Here is an 18,833-nt window from a genome sequence, read left to right on the forward strand (position 1 = left end):
AAAATCTGCAGACGAAGCTTGTTTCAGCCGGGGATGTCTGCCCTTGGGGAGGCGGCGAAACCGGATTGTCGCCGCGCTCCGTCTGTTTGTTAAAGGCCGTCTTCAGCCCAGGTGCGGCCATCGCGTTCGACCAGTGCGATAGAGGCCGATGGTCCCCAGGTGCCAGCGGTATAGCCGCGCGGCGGCTCCTTGCTGGAGGCCCAGGCTGTCAGGATCGGATCAATCCATGACCACGCGGCGTCCACCTCGTCACGGCGCATGAACAGGGTCTGGTTGCCGCGGATCACGTCCATGATCAGGCGCTCATAAGCGTCGGGATTACGGACCTTGAAAGCCTCGGCGAAGCTCATGTCCAGCGGCACTTCGCGAAGGCGCATGCCGCCGGGGCCGGGGTCCTTGATCATCACCTTCATCTGCACGCCTTCATCAGGCTGCAGGCGAATGATCAGCCGGTTGGCGGAAATCGATCCTGCTTCAGCAGAAAAGATCGAGTGCGGGATCGGGCGGAACTGAACCACGATTTCCGATACGCGCTGGGCAAGCCGCTTGCCGGTGCGCAGGTAAAACGGAACTCCTGCCCATCGCCAGTTGGCGATTTCTGCCTTGAGGGCCACAAAGGTTTCGGTGGTGCTGTCCTGATGGCCAAGCTCTTCCAGATATCCCGGAACAGCGCCCCCCGCGGAAGCCCCCGCACGGTACTGGCCGCGAACAGTGAACCTGTCGGCGTCTTCGCCCTTGATTGGTGCCAGGGCCTTCAGGACTTTCAGCTTTTCATCGCGAACACTGTCTGCGTCCATCGATTCCGGCGGCTCCATGGCCACAAGGCAGAGCAGCTGCAGGATGTGGTTCTGCACCATGTCCCGCATTGCGCCCGCAGTGTCATAGTATCCGGCGCGGCCACCAACACCGAGGGACTCGGCAACGGTGATCTGAACGTGATCGATATGGGCTGCATTCCAGAGCGGCTCGAACAGGGCGTTGGCAAAGCGCAGCGCCATCAGGTTCTGAACGGTTTCCTTGCCCAGATAGTGGTCGATACGGAAGATCTGGTGTTCCTTGAACACGGCACCAACGGTGTCGTTGAGCGCCTTGGCGGACTTGCCGTCCTTGCCGATCGGCTTTTCGATCACGACCCGTGTGTGTTCATTGACCATGCCGCCCTTGCCGAGCTGCTCGCATATCGGGCCAAAGAGGTCGGGTCCGACGGCCAGATAAAAGGCGCGCACCACATCCGGACGGCCCTTCAGGACCTTTGCGAGATCTCCAAATCCCGCGCCGCTGCCGACATCGATGGCAATGTAGGAGAGCTTTTCGAGGAAGGTTGCGAGGCGTTCCTTGTCGTGCGAGGGCACGTGTTCGGCAATCGCCGCCTTTGCCCAGTCCCGGTAGGCTTCGTTTGAAAAATCACGGCGGGACGTGCAGAGGATGCGTGCCTCGTCCGGGATCTGTCCGTCTTCAAAGCGATGGTAAAGCGCGGGCATGAGCTTGCGATGGGCAAGGTCTCCGGAAGCCCCGAAAACCACCAGATCAAACGCTTCGACCTCTATCACGCGTGCTACCATGACTGCATCCCTTCAAGAATTCGCCAGTCTTTTAAATCGATTTAAAGCCGTTGTCAGCTGTTTATTTCGCAACCGCAGCAAAACCCGCAACTTCCTGACGATGAGGAAGGTCGGCCCCTTTGCGGGAGCAGGTGATTGCCGCTGCTTCGACGGCTGTTTCTAGCAGATCCTGCAAGGTGTTGGAGTCTATTGCGTGAAGTTTGGCGCGCGAATTGATCGACCGATCCACAAGTCCGGCAAGGAGGGCTGCCTGGAATGTGTCCCCGGCTCCAACAGTGTCGATAACGTCGACCTTGCGTCCTGCGACGCTGATTTCAAGGATCGAGGTAAAGGCAGTGGCACCGTCTCCACCTCGTGTCACCACGACGATACCTGTCCCTGCCTTGATCCATGCCCGTGCGACGTCAGCAGGATCCTTGCCGGGATGGATGAGGGACAGGTCTTCATCGCTCACCTTGATGAGGTCTGCAGAAGCCGCCAGCTCATCTGTGTTCTTTCGCCACAGGTCCATGTCTGCTTCCACTGTTGGCCGGATATTCGGATCAAATGAAATCAAGCTGAACTCGCGCTCGCGGGCAATGAGGGTCTTCAGGCTATCGGATACCGGTTTGACCAGAGCGGTGTAAGAACCAACGTGAATGAAGCTGGCTGGTGCGGCGAGTTTGGGCAGGTGCTCTTCATGCACCATTCGGTCTGCAGCGCCTTCCCCATAGAAGGTATAGGCGGGGACACCATGGGCGTCTTTTTGCACAAGGCTCAGGGTTGTCAGCGCCTTGGACCGGTGAATGTGTGACGTGTCGACCCCTTCCTTCTCAAGCTGATCGACCAGCTTCTGGCCCAAGGTGTCTGTGGAGATACCGCCAAAGAACGCCACCTTTTCCTCCAGCCGCGCAAGCCCGACAGCCACGTTGAATGGAGAGCCGCCAATCAGCGCGTCGAACGGGACATGGGAACCGGAGGCCGTGTCGGAGAAGAGGTCGAAGAGGGCTTCGCCGCAAACAAGGATCATGGAGTGTCTTTCAGTGAGGGCATGCGGTGGGAAGACCAGCCCGGTGCCGGGCTGGCTGTTGGTGTGTATCCGACCATCAGGCGGCCACCTCGGACGGCGGCTCCATGGCACCGGTCATCAGGGCGACAGCATCGGACATCGTGAAGTCGGCGGGCTTGATGACGGCCAGCCGTTTGCCGAGACGGTGGATGTGGATGCGGTCTGCGACTTCAAAAACATGTGGCATGTTGTGGCTGATCAGGATGATCGGAATACCCCTTGAGCGCACGTCCTGAATGAGTTCCAGAACGCGGCGGCTTTCCTTGACCCCCAGTGCGGCGGTTGGCTCATCAAGGATCACGACCTTGGACCCGAAAGCTGCCGCGCGGGCGACAGCCACGCCTTGCCGCTGGCCACCGGACAGGGATTCCACCGCCTGATTGATGTTCTGGATGGTGGCAAGGCCGAGCTCATTCAGCTTGTCTCTGGCAAAGGCCTGCATGGCTGGCTTGTCCAGCATGCGCAGATACGTGCCGAGAAAGCCCGGTTTACGCAGTTCCCGTCCCATGAACATGTTGTCGGCAATCGACAGGGCCGGGGACATGGCAAGCTGCTGGTAGACGGTCTCGATGCCCGCTTCTCTTGCCTCAATGGGCGAACGGAATTGGACTTCCTTGCCCTCCAGCCAGATCTTGCCGCTGTCGGGCACAACAGCTCCCGAAACTGCCTTGATCATGGAGGATTTACCGGCGCCATTGTCGCCGATGACTGCAAGGATCTCGCCGGGCATCAGGTCGAAGTCGGCCTTGTCGATGGCGGTCACCTTGCCGTAGCGTTTGACCAGACCGCGAGCTTTGAGGATCGGTTCCATCACGCACTTACCTTTCTGATCCACTGGTCGACCGCAACGGCCGCAATGATGAGCACGCCGATGAGAAGGAAGGTCCATTGCGGGTCCGCGCCAGCCATTCGGAGGCCGAGTTCAAAGACGCCCACAATGAGGGCTCCAAAGAGGGCTCCGGCAATGGAACCACGCCCGCCGAACAAAGAAATCCCGCCAATCACCACGGCTGTGATCGCCTGAATGTTGCCGATCACGCCGGTGGTTGCAGACGGTGAGATCGAGCCGAAGCGGCCGATCATGACCCAGCCTGCGAGGGCGCAGATGAAACCGGCCAGCATATAGACCGACATGAAGGTCTTGTGGACGTCCACCCCTGAGAGTTCTGCAGCTTCCGGGTCATCGCCAACTGCATAGACGTGGCGGCCCCAGGCGGTGGAACGCAGGGCATAGGCGAGGGCGATGAACAGGACGATCATCAGGAGAACGCCGAGTGTAAAGGTTGCCCCTGCAATCTGGAACTTGGTTCCAAGGAACTGCAGGAATGAAGCCTCAGTCTCAATGTCCTGAGAGCGAATGGTTTCGTTCTTTGAAAACAGATAATTCACCGCAAGCACGATCTGCCACATACCAAGCGTCACGATGAACGGCGGCAGTTTGACCCGGCTGACCAGAAATCCACTGATCGCGCCGATGAGCGTGCCGACCGCGAGGCCGATCGTCACTGACAGGAAAGGCGGAATGCCGAGGTCGAAAGTCAACTTGCCCATGACCACGGTGCACAGCACGGCAATGGCGCCGACGCTGAGATCAATTCCTGCGGTCAGGATGACGAGGGTCTGGGCCGCGGCCAGAACGCCGACGATCTGCACCTGTTGCAGGATCAGCGTCATTGCAAAGGGTGAAAAGAACTTCGAACCCAGCATGATGCCAAACAGGGCGATGGAAAAGAGCAACACGATCAGCGGCACCAGCGATGGTGTCTGGTGAAGCGCGTGTTGCAGACGGCCGACCAAGCCTTTTCGAGTGTCCTCGAACTCGGCCACCTTGGCATCGGCTGTTGCGACGACGGCTTCAAAATTGTCCGCCTGTTGTGACATGTGTTTCCCCCCGGTACCTAACTCTCAAAAAATGAGGGACGGACCGACCGCCCGTCCCCCGATGTCAGCAGTCAGGGCTCAACCCCAGCAGAGGCTCTTGCCTTCTTCAACTGAAATCGACTCAACACCGTCAACCGGGTTGTCGGTGACGAGCGAAACGCCTGTGTCAAAGAAGTCCTTGCCATCGGTTGCCTGCGGCTTGGTGCCATCCTTGGCCCATGCGGCGATGGCTTCGATACCCTTGGAGGCCATCAGCAGCGGATATTGCTGGGAGGTTGCGCCGATCACGCCGGACGCCACATTGTCAACGCCCGGGCAGCCGCCGTCGACGGAGACGATGAGAACATCTTTCTCGCGGCCGATCGCTTTCAGGGCTTCATAGGCACCAGCTGCTGCCGGCTCGTTGATCGTGTAGACAACATTGACGAGCGGATCCTTGGCGAGAAGGTTTTCCATTGCCTTGCGGCCACCTTCCTCGTTACCGGATGTCACGTCGTGGCCAACGATGCGCGGGTCAGTCTCGTCTCCCCAGCGATTCGGGTCGCCAAGCTCGATACCGAAGCCCTTCATGAAGCCCTGATCGCGCAGAACACCGACCGTCGGCTGGCTCACGGCCAGATCAAGCATGGCGATCTTGGCATTAGCAGCCTCTGCGCCAAGCTTTGCTGCGGCCCATTTGCCGATCAGCTCACCGGCGAGGAAGTTGTCGGTTGCAAATGTCATGTCAGCCGCGTCGATCGGCTCAAGCGGCGTGTCGAGGGCGATGACCAGCAGACCGGCGTCACGTGCCTGTTGCAGGGTTGGCACGATGCCCGATGTGTCGGACGCGGTGATGAGGATGCCCTTTGCGCCATTGGCGATGCAGGTTTCCACCGCTGCGACCTGGGTCTCGTTATCCCCATCAACCTTGCCCGCATAGGAGTTCAGCTTGATGCCGAGCTCTTCCGCCTTCGCAGTCGCGCCTTCACGCATTTTCACAAAGAACGGGTTCGTGTCGGTCTTTGTAATCAGGCAGGCAGAGATGTCCTCGGCGGACGCAGGCGCAGCCGCCATGGCTGCCAGTACAGATGCAGTTGCAAGTAGTTTACGGATCATTTTCGGTCCTCCCTGGCCGTGAGATTTGTTGAAACGGTTGGGGGCGGCCAGACCTGACCCCAACCGTTGTTCAAAAGGCGAACGCGCTGCTGCTCCCGTTCTGATCATGTCTGGCAGCGCCAGCGGTGCCATGGGTCACGCCGCCTGTGAGAATGGATGAGCGGGGCGAGAAGTTGAAGAATAGCGGTAGGCTTGCGGCTCCGATCGCACCTGCATCCTGCGCAAAGCTGCCGAATAGAACGTCCGGCGTTTCCCGTGCTTCTGGCGCCGCTTTTGCCAGCGCTTTTGTCAATGCGTCGGTGATGAGGTCTGCAAACGGCCCGCCCAGATCGCTGTCGATGATGACGAGCGGAAAATCGAGAAGGGCATAGGCCGACTGGATCGCGGGTGTCAGCGCGCCCACGCAATCTTCCAACCATTCGGAAAACTCCGTTTGGTTGCTGTCAACCGCGTGCTGAAGATCCGCGCGGCTGAGCGAGGAAAAATCGGTTGGCCGAATGTGACGGGACAGGGCGACGAGGGAGGCCCTGGTCAGAAGGATGTCCCATTCGCGCTTCGGCTTTGGGGCGGTTGCGAGCTTGCTCGGAGGAACCGGCATCATGGCCACATCTCCGGCATTCCCGGTCAGGCCTCGTGAAACATCCCCGTTCTGGATCAGGCCGCCACCAATGGCCGCGCCCAGAAAGAGATAAAGGAAATTGTCGTGCTGGCGACCTCGGCCATAAAACAGCTCTGCAACGGATGCGGCAGTGCCGTCATTTTCGCGAAACACCTCAAAGCCCGTGCTCTCCTGCAGGGCCGATACGATGTCGAAATCATCCCAGAGCTTGAAATTGGCCTCCGGCAGGCCCAGTTCGTGCAGCCATGAGCCAAGGTTGAAGGGCTGTGCGACACCGATTCCGGCGATCCTGGCGCGCTCGTCACCATCCAGAAGCTTGACGAGGCTGTTGAGGTCGTTGCGAATGACGGAGAGCGTTGCTTCCGGAGCAGGCAGGATCATGTCATGGCTCCGCCTCCCGATCACCTTGCCCTCAAAATCCAGAAGCACGGTTTCGAGGTTGGTACGATCGATACGGACGCCAAAGCCAAATGCACCTCTTGGGGCCAGCTTGAGGATGGTTGCCGGTTGTCCGCGGCTGCCGTCATGCCGCTTGCCTGTCTCGATGATCATCCCGTCGTCGATCAGGGTCTGGATGATACCTCCAACCGCAGCGTTGGTCAGTTTGGCGGCACGAGCCAGGTCGGCCTTCGAAGCTTCGCCAAGTTTGCGCAGAAATTGCAGGACGATACGCTCATTGTACCGGCGCAATTGCGCAGAATTCGATCCCCGTCCATTTTGCCGTGTAGATGTCACGGATATTCCTCCCAGAAGTCAGCCTCTGTCCCAAGCTGCCATCCGTTGTCGGTACGGTTTTTAATAATTATTTGTGGTGAAATTAATCACCGTCCGACCACGAGAGTCAAATTCAATTTACGTTGCGTCGCGTAAATTTCACGCTGCAGTGCGTTATCAAATCATCAGTCCGGATGGTTACAGCGGGATGCATGGTAGTCGTAGCAAGGAGAAAATTCACCACTTAAAATTGTATCTTTGTATTTTGCTATTTTATGATGCTGTTTGCCCTGCCGGGAGGCCGGAATTGGCCGGGAGCCGGGCAAAGGAAAGTGTCGAAAGCGGTGACAAGCGGTTTGCGATCCGGTTCAAGTGTGACAGTTTCATACAAAACATCCTCCAATAACTGGGAGTGAAAAGACCTTGGATACTCAAGAATTTCTCGGAAAAGCGATTGCCTGCGGAACCGGTAGCGAACCATCGGATCTGGTGCTGAAAAACACCCGCCTGTTCAGTGTGGTGGATGGCTCGATCACCGAAACGGATATCGCGATTGTCGGCGACCGGATTGTCGGGACCCATGGCAGCTATTCCGGGAAGACCGAGTTCGATGCCGGGGGGCGGGTTGTGGTCCCTGGCTTCATCGACACGCATCTTCATGTTGAGTCGTCTCTGGTTACCCCGTTCGAATTTGATCGCTGTGTGCTGCCGCACGGCGTTACGACCGCAATCTGTGATCCGCATGAAATCGCCAATGTTCTTGGAGGGGAGGGCATCCGCTACTTCCTCGACAGCTCTCTCGAGACGGTAATGGATCTTCGGGTGAACCTGTCATCCTGTGTTCCGGCAACCGCTTTCGAGACCGCGGGGGCCTGTCTCGAAATCGAGGACCTTCTTCCCTACCGGGATCATCCGAAGGTGATCGGGCTTGCCGAATTCATGAACTTCCCCGGTGTTCTGGCGCGGGACCCGAAAGTGCTCGCCAAGCTTGCTGCCTTTCAGGATGGTCATATCGATGGCCATGCACCGCTTCTGTCCGGCAAGGATCTGAATGGCTATCTGGCTTCCGGCATCCGGACCGACCATGAGGCGACAAGTGCTGCCGAAGCACTGGAAAAGCTCGCCAAAGGCATGACGATCCTTATTCGCGAGGGCTCGGTCTCAAAGGATCTGGACGCGCTGTCTTCCATCCTGACGCCGGATGTGTCCGCGTTTGTTGCGCTTTGCACGGATGACCGGAACCCGCTGGACATTGCCGAAGAAGGCCATCTCGACAGCATGATCCGTCGATTGATCTCGCGCGGTGCGCGCCCGCTGGATGCATATCGTGCAGCCAGTTGGTCGGCTGCGAATGCCTTCGGGCTTCGGGATCGAGGTGTCATTGCACCGGGCCGCCGGGCCGATATCGTTGTGCTGGATGACGTTCGCGATTGCCGCGTTGCGTCGGTCATCAGCGGTGGGCGGATCGTGTCGGAAGCCCTCTTTGCAAAACGCCGGATCGTGGATCCGGTCGGGCTCGACAGCGTGAAGATTGCCCGCGTCGAACCGGAAGATTTCGAAATACCCGCCTCCAACCGGGAGACGCGAGTTATTGGCGTGGTGCCGGGCCGTATTCTCACCGAGGACCTGACCCGCACGCTGCCGTCTGTCGATGGCAAGATGCGGGCAGATACCGATCAGGACGTTCTGAAAGTGGCGGTGGTCGAACGGCACAAGGGCACGGGCAATGTCGGCAAGGGCTTTGTGTCCGGGTTCGGCATGACCTCTGGTGCCATTGCCTCGTCGGTCGGGCATGACAGCCATAATATCTGTGTGGTGGGCGTGTCCGATGTTGCGATGGCCCATGCGGTCAACCGGGTCATTGCCATGAAGGGCGGTTTTGCCGTTGCCGATGACAACGGGGTGCGGGCGCAGCTGGCTCTTCCGGTGGCCGGGCTCATGAGCCTTGAGCCGTTCGAGAGTGTTCGCCATTCACTGGAGGATCTGCGCGCTGCAGCCAAGGCGCTGGGCTGCACATTGCCCGAGCCGTTCCTGCAGGTGGCCTTCTTGCCGCTTCCGGTGATCCCGCATCTGAAGATCACCGATTTCGGCATGTTCGATGTGAACAAGTTCCAGCTCGTGGATTGATCGATCATGATCCTGACGGTTGCCGTTTCAGGATATCGCTCCCTTCGGGACCTCGTGCTGCCTCTTGATCGCATCACGGTTGTCACCGGAGCCAATGGCAGTGGCAAGTCGAGCCTTTACCGGTCCATTCGGCTTCTGGCCGAGGTCGCGCAAGGCAATATCGTTGCCAGCCTTGCCCGTGAAGGCGGGCTGGATTCCACCCTTTGGGCGGGGCCGGAGCGGTTTTCGCGGGCGATGAAATCGGGTGAAATGCCGGTGCAGGGCGTGATGCGCTCCGGATCGGTGAGCCTGAAGCTTGGTTTTGCGGACGAAGACTACGGCTATGCGATCGATCTGGGGCTGCCTATCGTCAGCGATTCTGTTTTCGGACGTGACCCGGAGATCAAGGTTGAGAGCCTCTGGATAGGCGAACAACTTTCGAGACGAAACGAGATCGCCAACCGGGCAGGACCGTTGGCTTGCGTGATGAATGAGACCGGGCAGCGCATTCCGGTCATGCGGGACCTTGCGGCGTTCGACAGCATGATGACCCATGTGGCGAACCCGAAAGAAGCGCTGGAGCTGCTTGTCATGCGGGAACGCATGCGCGGCTGGCGCTTCTATGACCATCTGCGCACCGATCGGGACGCGCCCGCGCGTCAGCCGCAGATCGGGACCCGAACGACAGCGCTGTCGTCTGATGGCAGCGACCTTGCTGCAGCCGTCAGCACCATACGGGAAATTGGCGATCCGGGCCGGTTCGACGAGGTGATCGACGATGCCTTTCCGAAGGCGCGAGTTGGTGTGCGGATAACGGATGGCTTGTTCGAAATAGTCATGGAACAGCACGGTCTGTTGCGTCCGCTTCGGGCTGCCGAACTCTCGGACGGAACCCTGCGCTACCTGTTGCTTGCCGCGGCCCTTTTGACGCCAAGGCCGCCGCCGCTGCTCGTTTTGAACGAACCTGAGACCAGCCTGCATCCGAGCTTGCTTGAGCCTTTGGGCCGATTGATTGCCCGCGCTGCCGAGCAGACGCAGGTGATTGTGGTGTCACATGCCAGACCTCTTGTGGAGGCGCTCGGCGGGATGCGCGGCGCCGTTCGACATGAACTTCGCAAGGAGCTAGGCGAAACAATTGTTGAGGGAGCGGACACACCTGCCTGGACATGGCCAAAACGATAGGAATTGGTTTGATGGGCATTGGATCTGACAATAAAATGCAGGGGTGACGTTACGTCGTGAGTTGACGTTAACGGAATGTTGTGCCCAATTCGGGAGTGAAATCAGGAATACGTAAATACCGGTACAAAACCGTTTGCAGGAGGAGTGTGCGCACCGCAGGATGGGGTGCCACAAAGTGCAGACACTGTGCCGAAACCAAAACACAAGCGGGAGAATGCCATGCAGACTGCGGAGGAGTGGATCGGAGCTTTCAAGCCGCGTCCGATTTATGACTACCTGAAAGATACCGTGGATCGATTTGGGGACCGCCCCGCCGTCGATTTCATGGGCAAGGTCTGGACCTATGGCGAATTGGGGGAACTTGTCGAGAAAACCGCTGCCGGTCTCAAGGCCATGGGCGTGGGGCCGGGCGTTCATGTCGGTCTTTGCCTGCCGAACACGCCCTATTACACGATCTTCTATTTCGCGATCCTGAAGATCGGCGGCACGGTGGCCAACTTCAATCCGCTCTATGTAGAGCGTGAAATCGCGTTTCAGGCCCGTGATGCCGACGTCAAGATCATGGTCACGATGGACCTGAAGATGATCTACGACAAGGTCGAAGCCGTGCGGCTGGAAAAGACCTATGACAAGATCATCGTCTGCCCGATGGCAGATTGCCTTCCGACGATCAAGAAGGTGCTGTTCAGCCTGTTCAAGCGCAAGGAAATCGCCAGCATCACCTGGGATGCCGCGCATGTTCCGTTCTCTGATCTCCTGACCAAGGGCTCCCATGCGGAGGCCGCAAATATCGATCCTGCCAATGACATCGCAGTGTTGCAGTACACTGGTGGCACGACCGGTGTTCCCAAGGGGGCGATGCTCACCCACAAGAACCTTGCGGCCAATCTGGAGCAAATGCGGGATGTCTTCTGCGATGCCCGGTTGGGGGAAGAAAAAGTCCTCTGTGTTCTGCCGTTCTTTCATGTCTTTGCCATGACCGTTGCGCAAAACCTTGCCGTCATTCTTGGCGCCGAAATGGTCCTGCAGCCGCGCTTTGAGCTGAAAGCGGTTCTGGATGTCATCGGCAAGAAGAAAGTGACGCTGTTCCCCGGCGTGCCGACCATCTTCACGGCCATCAACAACTCGCCGTTGACCAAGAATTTCGATCTGACCAGCATTCGCCTGTGTCTTTCCGGTGGCGCGCCGCTACCGGTCGAGGTGAAGGAGAAATTCGAGGCGATGACCGGCTGTATTCTGGTGGAGGGCTATGGCCTGACGGAATCTTCCCCGGTTGCCTGCGTCAATCCTCTGGATCGCAACAGCCGTGCTGGCTCTATTGGCCGTCCTGTGCCGGGAACCATGGTGAAGTTCGTCGATATCGAGGATCGCACGAAGGAAGTCGGCAAGGGCGAAAAGGGTGAAGTCTGCCTTTACGGTCCGCAGATCATGAAAGGCTACTGGAAGCGCGAGGACGCGACAGCAGACACGATCGACGCTGATGGATACCTGCATACTGGCGATGTCGGCTATCAGGAAGAAGACGGGTTCATCTATCTGGTCGACCGGATCAAGGACCTGATCCTGTGTTCGGGCTACAACGTCTACCCGCGTGTGATCGAGGAAGCGATCTATCTGCACGAGGCTGTGGACGAAACCATCGTCATTGCCGTGCCGGATGAATATCGCGGCCAGTGCCCGAAGGCCTTCGTCAAGCTGAAGGAAGGCAAGTCGCTGACCGAAGACGAGCTGATGGAGTTCCTGAAGGGGCATTTGTCCAAGATCGAACTTCCAAGCTTTGTCGAGTTCCGCTCCGAGCTGCCCAAGACCATGGTCGGCAAGCTGTCGAAGAAGGAACTGGTGGAAGAAGAAGCCGCCAAGCGAGCTGCTGCCGGCGCTTGAGTTCGGCAAGCTTTCTCAGGGGCATACGTGCCTTTGGAGCCCTCTCCCGCATCGGGGGAGGGCTTTTTGATGTGAAAACCCCTTCCGGGGATGTGGGGCAAAATCGCCGAACACCGCTTTATGGTTGATGTCAGCCTCGGGTGTTACCTAAACTGACAGTGTGTTGACGGATTCTCTGTCCGTTGTTGCGGAGCCCTTGATGCCAGAAAACCTGCCGCCTTATCTCACGACCCGCGAATTGGCCGATCTCATTCGGGTCAAGGAACGCAAGGTCTATGACCTGGTGGCAACCGGTGATGTTCCGCACAGCCGGGCAACCGGCAAGCTTCTGTTTCCGCGCGATGCCGTTCTGGCCTGGATCGATCAGGCCGGGGAGGCAATGGCTGCCAAGGCACGGCCCATGGTGGCGCTGGGCAGCCATGACCCGCTGCTGGAATGGGCGCTGCGCATGTCTGATTGCGGCCTTGCCAGCCTGTTTGACGGCAGCGGCGATGGTCTGGAGCGCTATGCGCGCGGCGAAGGCGTGCTGTCCGGGCTGCATATTCCCGACAGCAGTGGTCCCGGCTGGAATGTCGGGTCCATCGAGCACACCTACCGGTTCAAGCCGGTCGTGCTGATCGAGTGGGCCAAGCGTCAGCGCGGGCTCATTGTTCCAGCTGGCAATCCCGGCAAGATCCGCTCTCTGAAAGACCTTGCTGGCAAACGTCTGGTGCAGAGGCAGGAAGCTGCCGGAAGCCATGTCCTGCTGCAGAAATTGTTTGCTGAGGCTGGCGGCACGCTGAAGGACAGCATTGTCTCAGGTCCGCAGGCGCGCGACGAGCGCGAAGCAGCGATGGCCGTGTTTGGCGGCGAGGCAGATGCCGCCTTCGGTCTTGAAACCGCCGCCCGGCAGAGCCGACTGGACTTCGTGCCGCTTCGGCAGGAGCGTTTTGACCTCCTTGTCTCGCGCAAGGACTTCTTCGACGCGCCGGTCCAAAAGCTCATCAGCTTTGCCCGCTCGAAAGCCTTTGCCGACAAGGCACAGGACCTCGGCGGTTATGACGTTTCAGAGCTGGGAACAGTTCATTTTAACGGTGCGTAAGGACGCGCTGCCTTAAATCAACTCGAATTTTTATTTAGGGCGGCTCAATGGTTTATCGCATTTTTCCCGACTATCCCGGCATGCATCGGTATGGGGTCAAGCATTTAAATGGCGATCCGGACAAAGTTGAGGCGTTGGATATAACTCCGGATGAGGCGAAAATTTTGCCCGGCTATTCGATATTTGCGGGCAGGCCGGTCGATACTACGCATCTCCCAACCAAAGTTCAGGCTGGCGGGCGCAAACGAACGTTTAAAGACATCAGCCCAGACGGATTGTACTCGGTCAGTGAGAATTTCCGGGAGGTGGTGGAACGTCTGGAGCCGGGCGTTCACCAATTTGTGCCGGTGGAGTTTGTCTGGAAGGACGGAACTCACGCGGCCAATCGATATTGGTATTTTCCATGTAACAGGCTGGACTCCGTGGACCGGGAGAAGACGACAGAAGAGTTGGAAGCAGGGATCATGTGGATGCCTTCTAAGAACCCTGGCTTTGTTTTCAGTCGTTCTCAGATCGGAGATTGTCATCTCTGGCGAGACAAGTTCATGCCTTCATCTTATGGCCCGTTCATCAGCAACGCCTTGTACAAGGCGTTTGTGGAGGCCGGGATTGAGGGGATGGGCGTTCAGGAACTTCCCGAAACGGACTGATCAATTACTATACCCGCGTCCGTCGGCGTTACGGGCAAGGGCGCGGCCTTTTATGGCTTCGCGGCGGACGGTGTAGAGCGAGGCGGCGATGATGACCGCAGCGCCAATCAAGGTTTCTACGCTCGGCCAATTGCCGAAGATCACGGCTCCGAACACTGTGGCGTAGAGCAGGCGCGTGTAGTCGAGGGAGGCGATGGCGGTTGCCTCTCCGGCCTTGAAGGCCTTGATGTTCGACATTTGCGCGGCCCAGGACACTACACCCATGACAATCATCAGTGCCCATTGCTCAAGGCTTGGTGTTTGCCATGTCAGATAGGCGGGCACCGACATGATGAGGCCGACACAGACCGCCTGATAGGTGAGAACGGTGATGGGCGGGTCGGTGCGCGTCAGAACACGCAGGATCACCATGACCATGCCCGCGCAGGCGGCGCCGGCAATCGCAAGAGCCGCATAGGGATCAACAAACCCGCCGCCTTCCGGGCGCAGCATGATCAGGACGCCGAGAAAGCCGACGATGGTGGCGCCCCAGCGATGCAGCCCCACGCTTTCGCCAAGAAAGAAGATGGCGAAGATGGTGATGAAGAAGGTCTTGGAAAAGGCCAGCGCCGTTGCATCGGCAAGGGGCAGTTCGATCAGCGCGGTGAAGCCGCAGAGCATCGCCGTTGACGCAAAGACCACGCGGGCGGCCTGTAATCCGGGGCGCTTTGTGGCAAGCGATCCGGGCAGGCCGGGCAGGATTTTCGGAGCAACGATCGCCACCATCACCGCCTGACGCACGACAAGGATCTGGAAAACGGAAAGATCCTTGCCCAGTAACTTGATCAGCGTTGCCATGATGGTGAAGAGAAAGGCCGCCAGAAGGATCCACAGAGCGCCGATCGTGTTGGACGGGAGCTGTCCGAGAAGCGCCTGCAAGCGGGCAAACAGGGGAAGTGACGGACCCTGTTCCGGGGACGAAGATCCGGACGGGTCACCTGAAGGGGACGTGGTCATTCCTGCTCGCTGTCGAAACATGGGTAGGCTCGGCGCACAAAAGGCTGCTGAACCGGGAACGCTGGGAGGGCTTTAATCTGCCGTCGAGGATAGCCCTTTGACGTGATTTGGAAAGTATAATTGTTGCAAGTGGAACAATTTCTGCAGCCGAACGGACTGTTCACCGATCCCGACATTGTCTCCCCCCGCGCAGGGGCTATTCTTTCTATCCAGGACAAGAGGAGCTGCAAGCGATGAGAAAGATACAGGCTCAGGGCATTCACCACATCACGCTGGTGGGTGCCGACCGGCAGACATCCATCGATTTCTGGGAAGGCTTGCTGGGAATGCCTTTCGTGTTCGAGCAGCCCAATCTGGACGACCCGAACCAGAGCCACCTGTATTTTGATCCGGGCGATGGCCGTCTGATTACGATCTTCACCAGCGAAGATCGAAAGCCGGACCGCTCGAAAGCACCGCAGGATATCGGCTGCGTCCATCATCTGGCCCTGAATGTCTCGCAGGCCACGTTCCGGCAAATCGTCGAGCGACTGGACGAGCGGCGCATTGCCCATAGCGGCCCGAAAGACCGCGGCTTCATGGATTCGATTTACTTCCGGGACCCGCTCGGATTTCTGATCGAGCTGGCCAGCTATCGTTTCGAGCCGCCTGCAGGCGTGCAGATGGGAGAGGTGATGCTGGAAGCGCACAAGATCCGTGTTGCGCGGGGCGACTACAACATTCAGGAAATACACCTTGCTGACGCGATTGAAAATCTGACCCGCTCTACCCGAGCCAGTTTGTCCGAGAGCCGGGAGCCTGCCGACCCATATTCGTAAATATTTCAGGGGTGTTCGTCTGGTTTTCAAAGTGAGGCGCTACGTTAGGTTGGCGTAAACTTCATGTTTTGAGTCAACAGGCGGGTCGTATTAGTTCCAATGGCGGTCTTGAAAAAGCTGCGATACTGCTTGACCCTTTCCGGGCTTCAGAAAACTGGGAGGACATTGGATGTGCCAGATCTTTGCCGGGCAGAACCCGGCTGATTATGAGCCGCTGACACGCCGCTTGCGATTGAACGGACAAAGCACCAGCATCCGGCTGGAAAAGTCCTTCTGGGACATTGTCGACGACATTGCCGCCAGCGAAGGGCTGACAACACCCGCCTTTATTTCCAAGCTTCATTCGGAGGTTCTGGAGCTGCGCGGAGAGGCGCCGAATTTCACGTCCCTGCTGCGCTGCGCCTGCCTGATCCGTACCCGGCAGATGACGGATCAACCGGTTCTGGTAGCCGCCGAATAGACAAAAAACGGGCTGTAGTATCGAGCTACTACCACGGGGCTCGTCTTCGACCTCACACTTCTCAAATGATCGTAAGTCCGATCTTTGGAGGTGTAAGTTGGCGAAAGCAATACACTCGATGATCCGTGTTCTGGATGAAGCACGGTCCGTGGATTTTTATCAAAAAGCCTTTGGATTGAACGTTGCCGAGCGACTTGAGTTCGACAGCTTCGTTCTCGTTTACCTGCGCAATGCGGAAGCTGATTTCGAGCTGGAGCTGACCATAAACAAGGGACGGGAGGAGCCGTACAACCTTGGCGATGGCTACGGGCATCTGGCCCTGTGCGTGGATGATCTTGATGCCGAACATGCCCGCTTTGAAGCGGAAGGGCTCGCGCCCCGCAAGGTCGTGGAATTCGAGCGCGATGGCGCATTGCTGGCCAAGTTCTTTTTTGTCGCTGACCCGGATGGATACCAGATCGAGGTGCTGCAGAAGCACGGTCGGTACGTGTGAGAAGACGGGGTGCTGTGAGGAGACAGCACCCCGTTTTCGTTTCTTTGGAAGAGTGCAGGGCGGCTGGATCAGGGAGAAGGGTTCGGCCGACGCACAATGAAGAGGGGTTCGGGAAGCCGGGCCTGAGGAGGAGAATATGGAGAGGATTTCGGATCGTCGCGGTCTGTCGCGGCGGGACCTTTTGACACGCAGCCTGGCGCTCGGCGCTGCCTTTGTCGTTGGGCCGGGTTTCGTGGCGGCAACGGACGCGGCCTGGGCCATGGAAGTGAAGGCCTTGAAGCCGGAGACCATGGCAACCCTGATCCAGATGGCCCGCGACATCTATCCCCATGACCGTGTGGCGGATGAATTTTATGCGGCGGCCGTGAAGGGCTACGACAATGCCGATCAGGCCGAAATGATCGAAAGCGGCATTGCCGCACTCAATGCAGCCGCCCAAGGCAAGGGACATGCCAGCTATGTGGGTGCAGGCTGGGAGCGTGACCGCGTCGACCTTCTGCGAGCCATGGAGGACAGCAGTTTCTTCCAGACGATCCGCGGCGGGCTGGTGACCGGCCTTTATAACCAGAAAGCCGTTTGGCCGCTCTTCGGCTACGAGGGCGAAAGCTACTCTCAAGGTGGCTATATCGACCGCGGCTTTGACGACATCAACTGGATCTGAGGGAGGGCACCATGGCTGCACCATTTGACTTGTCCGATGACAGTGTTGTCGTCGTGATCGGAACCGGCGCGGGCGGCGGCGTCCTTGCCAACGAACTTGCGCAAAAGGGCGTCAGCGTTGTCGCGCTGGAAGCGGGCGGGCGCTATCTGCCGGACGACTATATCAACGATGAGTGGGAAAGCTTCGGCCAGCTGGCCTGGCTCGACAAGCGAACCACATCCGGCGACTGGCGTGTCGCGAAGGACTTTTCCGGCCTGCCAGCCTGGATCGTGAAGGCGGTGGGCGGAACCACCACCCACTGGGCGGGGGCGTCGATCCGCTTTCAGGCGCATGAATTCAAGACCAGAACAACCTATGGCAATGTGCAGGGCGCAAACCTGCTCGACTGGCCGATTGATCTGGCGGAAATGGAGCCCTGGTACGAAAATGCGGAAGCCAAGCTGGGTGTCACCCGCACCGGGGACCGCGCAGGCCTGCCGGGCAACAACAACTTCAAGGTCTTTGAAGCGGGTGCAAAGAAGCTCGGCTACAAGGAAGTCCATACAGGCCGGATGGCGATCAACAGCGCAGACTATGACGACCGCATCGCCTGCCAGCAGACGGGTTTCTGCTTTCAGGGCTGCAAGTGGGGCGCCAAGTGGTCAGCGGCCTATACGGATATTCCGCGCGGCGAGGCAACCGGCAATCTGGAAGTGCGCGAGCATGCCCATGTGCTGAAGATCGAACATGACGAGAGCGGCAAGGTGACCGGTGTTGTCTATGCGGACAAGGACGGCAACCAGCACATGCAAAAGGCCCGAATTGTCTGCGTGGCGGGCAATTCCATCGAAAGCCCGAGGCTGTTGCTCAACTCCGCCAGCGCCATGTTCCCGGACGGGTTGGCCAATTCGTCAGGTCAGGTCGGGCGCAACTACATGCGCCACATGACCGGCTCGGTCTATGGCGTGTTCGACAAGCCGGTGAAGATGTGGCGTGGCACGACCATGGCCGGGATCATTCAGGACGAGGCGCGGCACGATCCGTCCCGCGGATTTGTGGGTGGCTACGAGATGGAGACCCTCGCGCTGGGGCTTCCCTTCATGGCCGCGTTCCTTGACCCGGGTGCCTGGGGCCGCGAATTCACCACAGCGCTGGATGGCTATGAAAACATGGCCGGCATGTGGCTGGTTGGCGAAGACATGCCGCAGGAAACCAACCGCATCACGCTCAATCATGACGTGACCGACCAATACGGCTTGCCGGTGCCCAACGTGCATTTTGATGATCACCCCAATGACATCGCGATGCGTGATCATGCCTACAAGCAGGGCATGGCCGTGTACGAGGCCGTGGGGGCAACGCGGGTCTTCCCGACGCCGCCCTATCCGTCAACGCACAATCTGGGCACCAACCGCATGTCGGAAAAGGCACGCGATGGCGTGGTGAACCGCTGGGGTCAGACCCACGATATTGCCAACCTGTTCATTTCGGACGGCAGCCAGTTCACCACGGGGGCAGCGGAAAACCCGACGCTGACCATCGTTGCTCTGGCCATCCGGCAGGCGGACCACATCGCCGGGGAAATGAGCAAGGGTAATCTCTGACGG

17 protein-coding genes are annotated in these 18,833 nt (G+C 58.7%); 10 read left to right on the forward strand and 7 right to left on the reverse strand.

The window, feature by feature from the left end; all coding sequences use genetic code 11:
* Positions 1-89: 89 nt before the first annotated feature.
* From zwf to F0155_RS18935, 6 genes are all read right to left on the reverse strand, one after another.
* Positions 90-1,562, reverse strand: a complete 1,473-nt coding sequence (zwf, locus tag F0155_RS18910; RefSeq protein WP_150526123.1) for a glucose-6-phosphate dehydrogenase — start codon at positions 1,560-1,562, stop codon at positions 90-92.
* 61 nt (positions 1,563-1,623) lie between these two features.
* Positions 1,624-2,571, reverse strand: a complete 948-nt coding sequence (locus tag F0155_RS18915) for a carbohydrate kinase family protein (RefSeq protein ID WP_150526124.1) — start codon at positions 2,569-2,571, stop codon at positions 1,624-1,626.
* A gap of 76 nt (positions 2,572-2,647) precedes the next feature.
* Entirely contained in the window at positions 2,648-3,421 is a 774-nt protein-coding gene (locus F0155_RS18920; protein WP_150526125.1) for an ATP-binding cassette domain-containing protein, read from the reverse strand.
* On the reverse strand, positions 3,421-4,491 hold the full coding sequence (locus F0155_RS18925; protein WP_150526126.1) for an ABC transporter permease: 1,071 nt from the start codon (positions 4,489-4,491) through the stop codon (positions 3,421-3,423). The genes F0155_RS18920 and F0155_RS18925 overlap by 1 nt, the downstream gene beginning before the upstream one ends.
* Before the next feature lie 78 nt (positions 4,492-4,569).
* Positions 4,570-5,586, reverse strand: coding sequence for a sugar ABC transporter substrate-binding protein (locus tag F0155_RS18930; RefSeq protein WP_150526127.1), 1,017 nt, complete (start codon positions 5,584-5,586; stop codon positions 4,570-4,572).
* Between the two features lie 70 nt (positions 5,587-5,656).
* A complete protein-coding gene (locus F0155_RS18935; protein WP_150526128.1) occupies positions 5,657-6,940 on the reverse strand; it encodes an ROK family transcriptional regulator in 1,284 nt (427 codons plus the stop codon).
* A 402-nt stretch (positions 6,941-7,342) separates the two neighbouring features.
* Here F0155_RS18935 and ade point away from each other — a divergent pair, with 402 nt between their 5' ends.
* From ade to F0155_RS18960, 5 genes are all read left to right on the forward strand, one after another.
* Positions 7,343-9,046 carry an adenine deaminase gene (gene ade, locus F0155_RS18940; protein WP_150526129.1) on the forward strand — a complete coding sequence of 568 codons (1,704 nt, stop codon included), beginning with the start codon at positions 7,343-7,345 and terminating at the stop codon, positions 9,044-9,046.
* A 6-nt stretch (positions 9,047-9,052) separates the two neighbouring features.
* Positions 9,053-10,207, forward strand: a complete 1,155-nt coding sequence (locus tag F0155_RS18945; protein WP_150526130.1) for an AAA family ATPase — start codon at positions 9,053-9,055, stop codon at positions 10,205-10,207.
* 219 nt (positions 10,208-10,426) lie between these two features.
* Positions 10,427-12,088, forward strand: coding sequence for a long-chain-fatty-acid--CoA ligase (locus F0155_RS18950; protein WP_150526131.1), 1,662 nt, complete (start codon positions 10,427-10,429; stop codon positions 12,086-12,088).
* Between the two features lie 199 nt (positions 12,089-12,287).
* Positions 12,288-13,169: a helix-turn-helix transcriptional regulator gene (locus F0155_RS18955; protein ID WP_150526132.1), complete on the forward strand. Its 882-nt coding sequence runs from the start codon at positions 12,288-12,290 to the stop codon at positions 13,167-13,169.
* A 47-nt stretch (positions 13,170-13,216) separates the two neighbouring features.
* The gene (locus tag F0155_RS18960; protein WP_150526133.1) at positions 13,217-13,819 is read left to right on the forward strand and encodes an imm11 family protein; all 603 of its coding nucleotides are present in this window, start codon (positions 13,217-13,219) and stop codon (positions 13,817-13,819) included.
* Here the strand turns inward: F0155_RS18960 and F0155_RS18965 are convergent, their stop codons facing one another.
* Positions 13,820-14,815, reverse strand: a complete 996-nt coding sequence (locus F0155_RS18965; protein ID WP_208999368.1) for a DMT family transporter — start codon at positions 14,813-14,815, stop codon at positions 13,820-13,822.
* A 233-nt stretch (positions 14,816-15,048) separates the two neighbouring features.
* Between F0155_RS18965 and F0155_RS18970 the strand changes: the two genes are divergently transcribed.
* The 5 genes from F0155_RS18970 (at position 15,049) to F0155_RS18990 (ending at position 18,830) form a co-directional block, all read left to right on the forward strand.
* Positions 15,049-15,633 (forward strand): VOC family protein, encoded by a 585-nt coding sequence (locus F0155_RS18970; RefSeq protein WP_150526134.1) that lies wholly within the window; start codon positions 15,049-15,051, stop codon positions 15,631-15,633.
* Between the two features lie 169 nt (positions 15,634-15,802).
* Positions 15,803-16,093 (forward strand): ribbon-helix-helix domain-containing protein, encoded by a 291-nt coding sequence (locus F0155_RS18975; protein ID WP_150526135.1) that lies wholly within the window; start codon positions 15,803-15,805, stop codon positions 16,091-16,093.
* A 97-nt stretch (positions 16,094-16,190) separates the two neighbouring features.
* Positions 16,191-16,586 (forward strand): VOC family protein, encoded by a 396-nt coding sequence (locus F0155_RS18980; protein WP_150526136.1) that lies wholly within the window; start codon positions 16,191-16,193, stop codon positions 16,584-16,586.
* Positions 16,587-16,722: 136 nt separating this feature from the next.
* The gene (locus F0155_RS18985; RefSeq protein ID WP_150526137.1) at positions 16,723-17,247 is read left to right on the forward strand and encodes a gluconate 2-dehydrogenase subunit 3 family protein; all 525 of its coding nucleotides are present in this window, start codon (positions 16,723-16,725) and stop codon (positions 17,245-17,247) included.
* Positions 17,248-17,258: 11 nt separating this feature from the next.
* On the forward strand, positions 17,259-18,830 hold the full coding sequence (locus tag F0155_RS18990) for a GMC family oxidoreductase (protein ID WP_150526138.1): 1,572 nt from the start codon (positions 17,259-17,261) through the stop codon (positions 18,828-18,830).
* Positions 18,831-18,833: the final 3 nt, after the last annotated feature.

The organism is Roseibium sediminis (genome assembly GCF_008711325.1).
GTDB lineage: Bacteria > Pseudomonadota > Alphaproteobacteria > Rhizobiales > Stappiaceae > Roseibium > Roseibium sediminis.

Excerpts from the sequence above, each read along its gene's own strand:
- F0155_RS18930 (WP_150526127.1), bottom strand. The coding sequence starts at position 5,586 with ATGATCCGTAAACTACTTGCAACTGCATCTGTACTGGCAGCCATGGCG.
- F0155_RS18965 (WP_208999368.1), bottom strand. The coding sequence starts at position 14,815 with ATGACCACGTCCCCTTCAGGTGACCCGTCCGGATCTTCGTCCCCGGAA.
- F0155_RS18970 (WP_150526134.1), top strand. The coding sequence starts at position 15,049 with ATGAGAAAGATACAGGCTCAGGGCATTCACCACATCACGCTGGTGGGT.
- F0155_RS18925 (WP_150526126.1), bottom strand. The coding sequence starts at position 4,491 with ATGTCACAACAGGCGGACAATTTTGAAGCCGTCGTCGCAACAGCCGAT.
- F0155_RS18975 (WP_150526135.1), top strand. The coding sequence starts at position 15,803 with ATGTGCCAGATCTTTGCCGGGCAGAACCCGGCTGATTATGAGCCGCTG.
- F0155_RS18920 (WP_150526125.1), bottom strand. The coding sequence starts at position 3,421 with ATGGAACCGATCCTCAAAGCTCGCGGTCTGGTCAAACGCTACGGCAAG.
- F0155_RS18990 (WP_150526138.1), top strand. The coding sequence starts at position 17,259 with ATGGCTGCACCATTTGACTTGTCCGATGACAGTGTTGTCGTCGTGATC.
- F0155_RS18945 (WP_150526130.1), top strand. The coding sequence starts at position 9,053 with ATGATCCTGACGGTTGCCGTTTCAGGATATCGCTCCCTTCGGGACCTC.
- F0155_RS18915 (WP_150526124.1), bottom strand. The coding sequence starts at position 2,571 with ATGATCCTTGTTTGCGGCGAAGCCCTCTTCGACCTCTTCTCCGACACG.
- zwf (WP_150526123.1), bottom strand. The coding sequence starts at position 1,562 with ATGGTAGCACGCGTGATAGAGGTCGAAGCGTTTGATCTGGTGGTTTTC.
- F0155_RS18985 (WP_150526137.1), top strand. The coding sequence starts at position 16,723 with ATGGAGAGGATTTCGGATCGTCGCGGTCTGTCGCGGCGGGACCTTTTG.
- F0155_RS18950 (WP_150526131.1), top strand. The coding sequence starts at position 10,427 with ATGCAGACTGCGGAGGAGTGGATCGGAGCTTTCAAGCCGCGTCCGATT.
- F0155_RS18960 (WP_150526133.1), top strand. The coding sequence starts at position 13,217 with ATGGTTTATCGCATTTTTCCCGACTATCCCGGCATGCATCGGTATGGG.
- F0155_RS18955 (WP_150526132.1), top strand. The coding sequence starts at position 12,288 with ATGCCAGAAAACCTGCCGCCTTATCTCACGACCCGCGAATTGGCCGAT.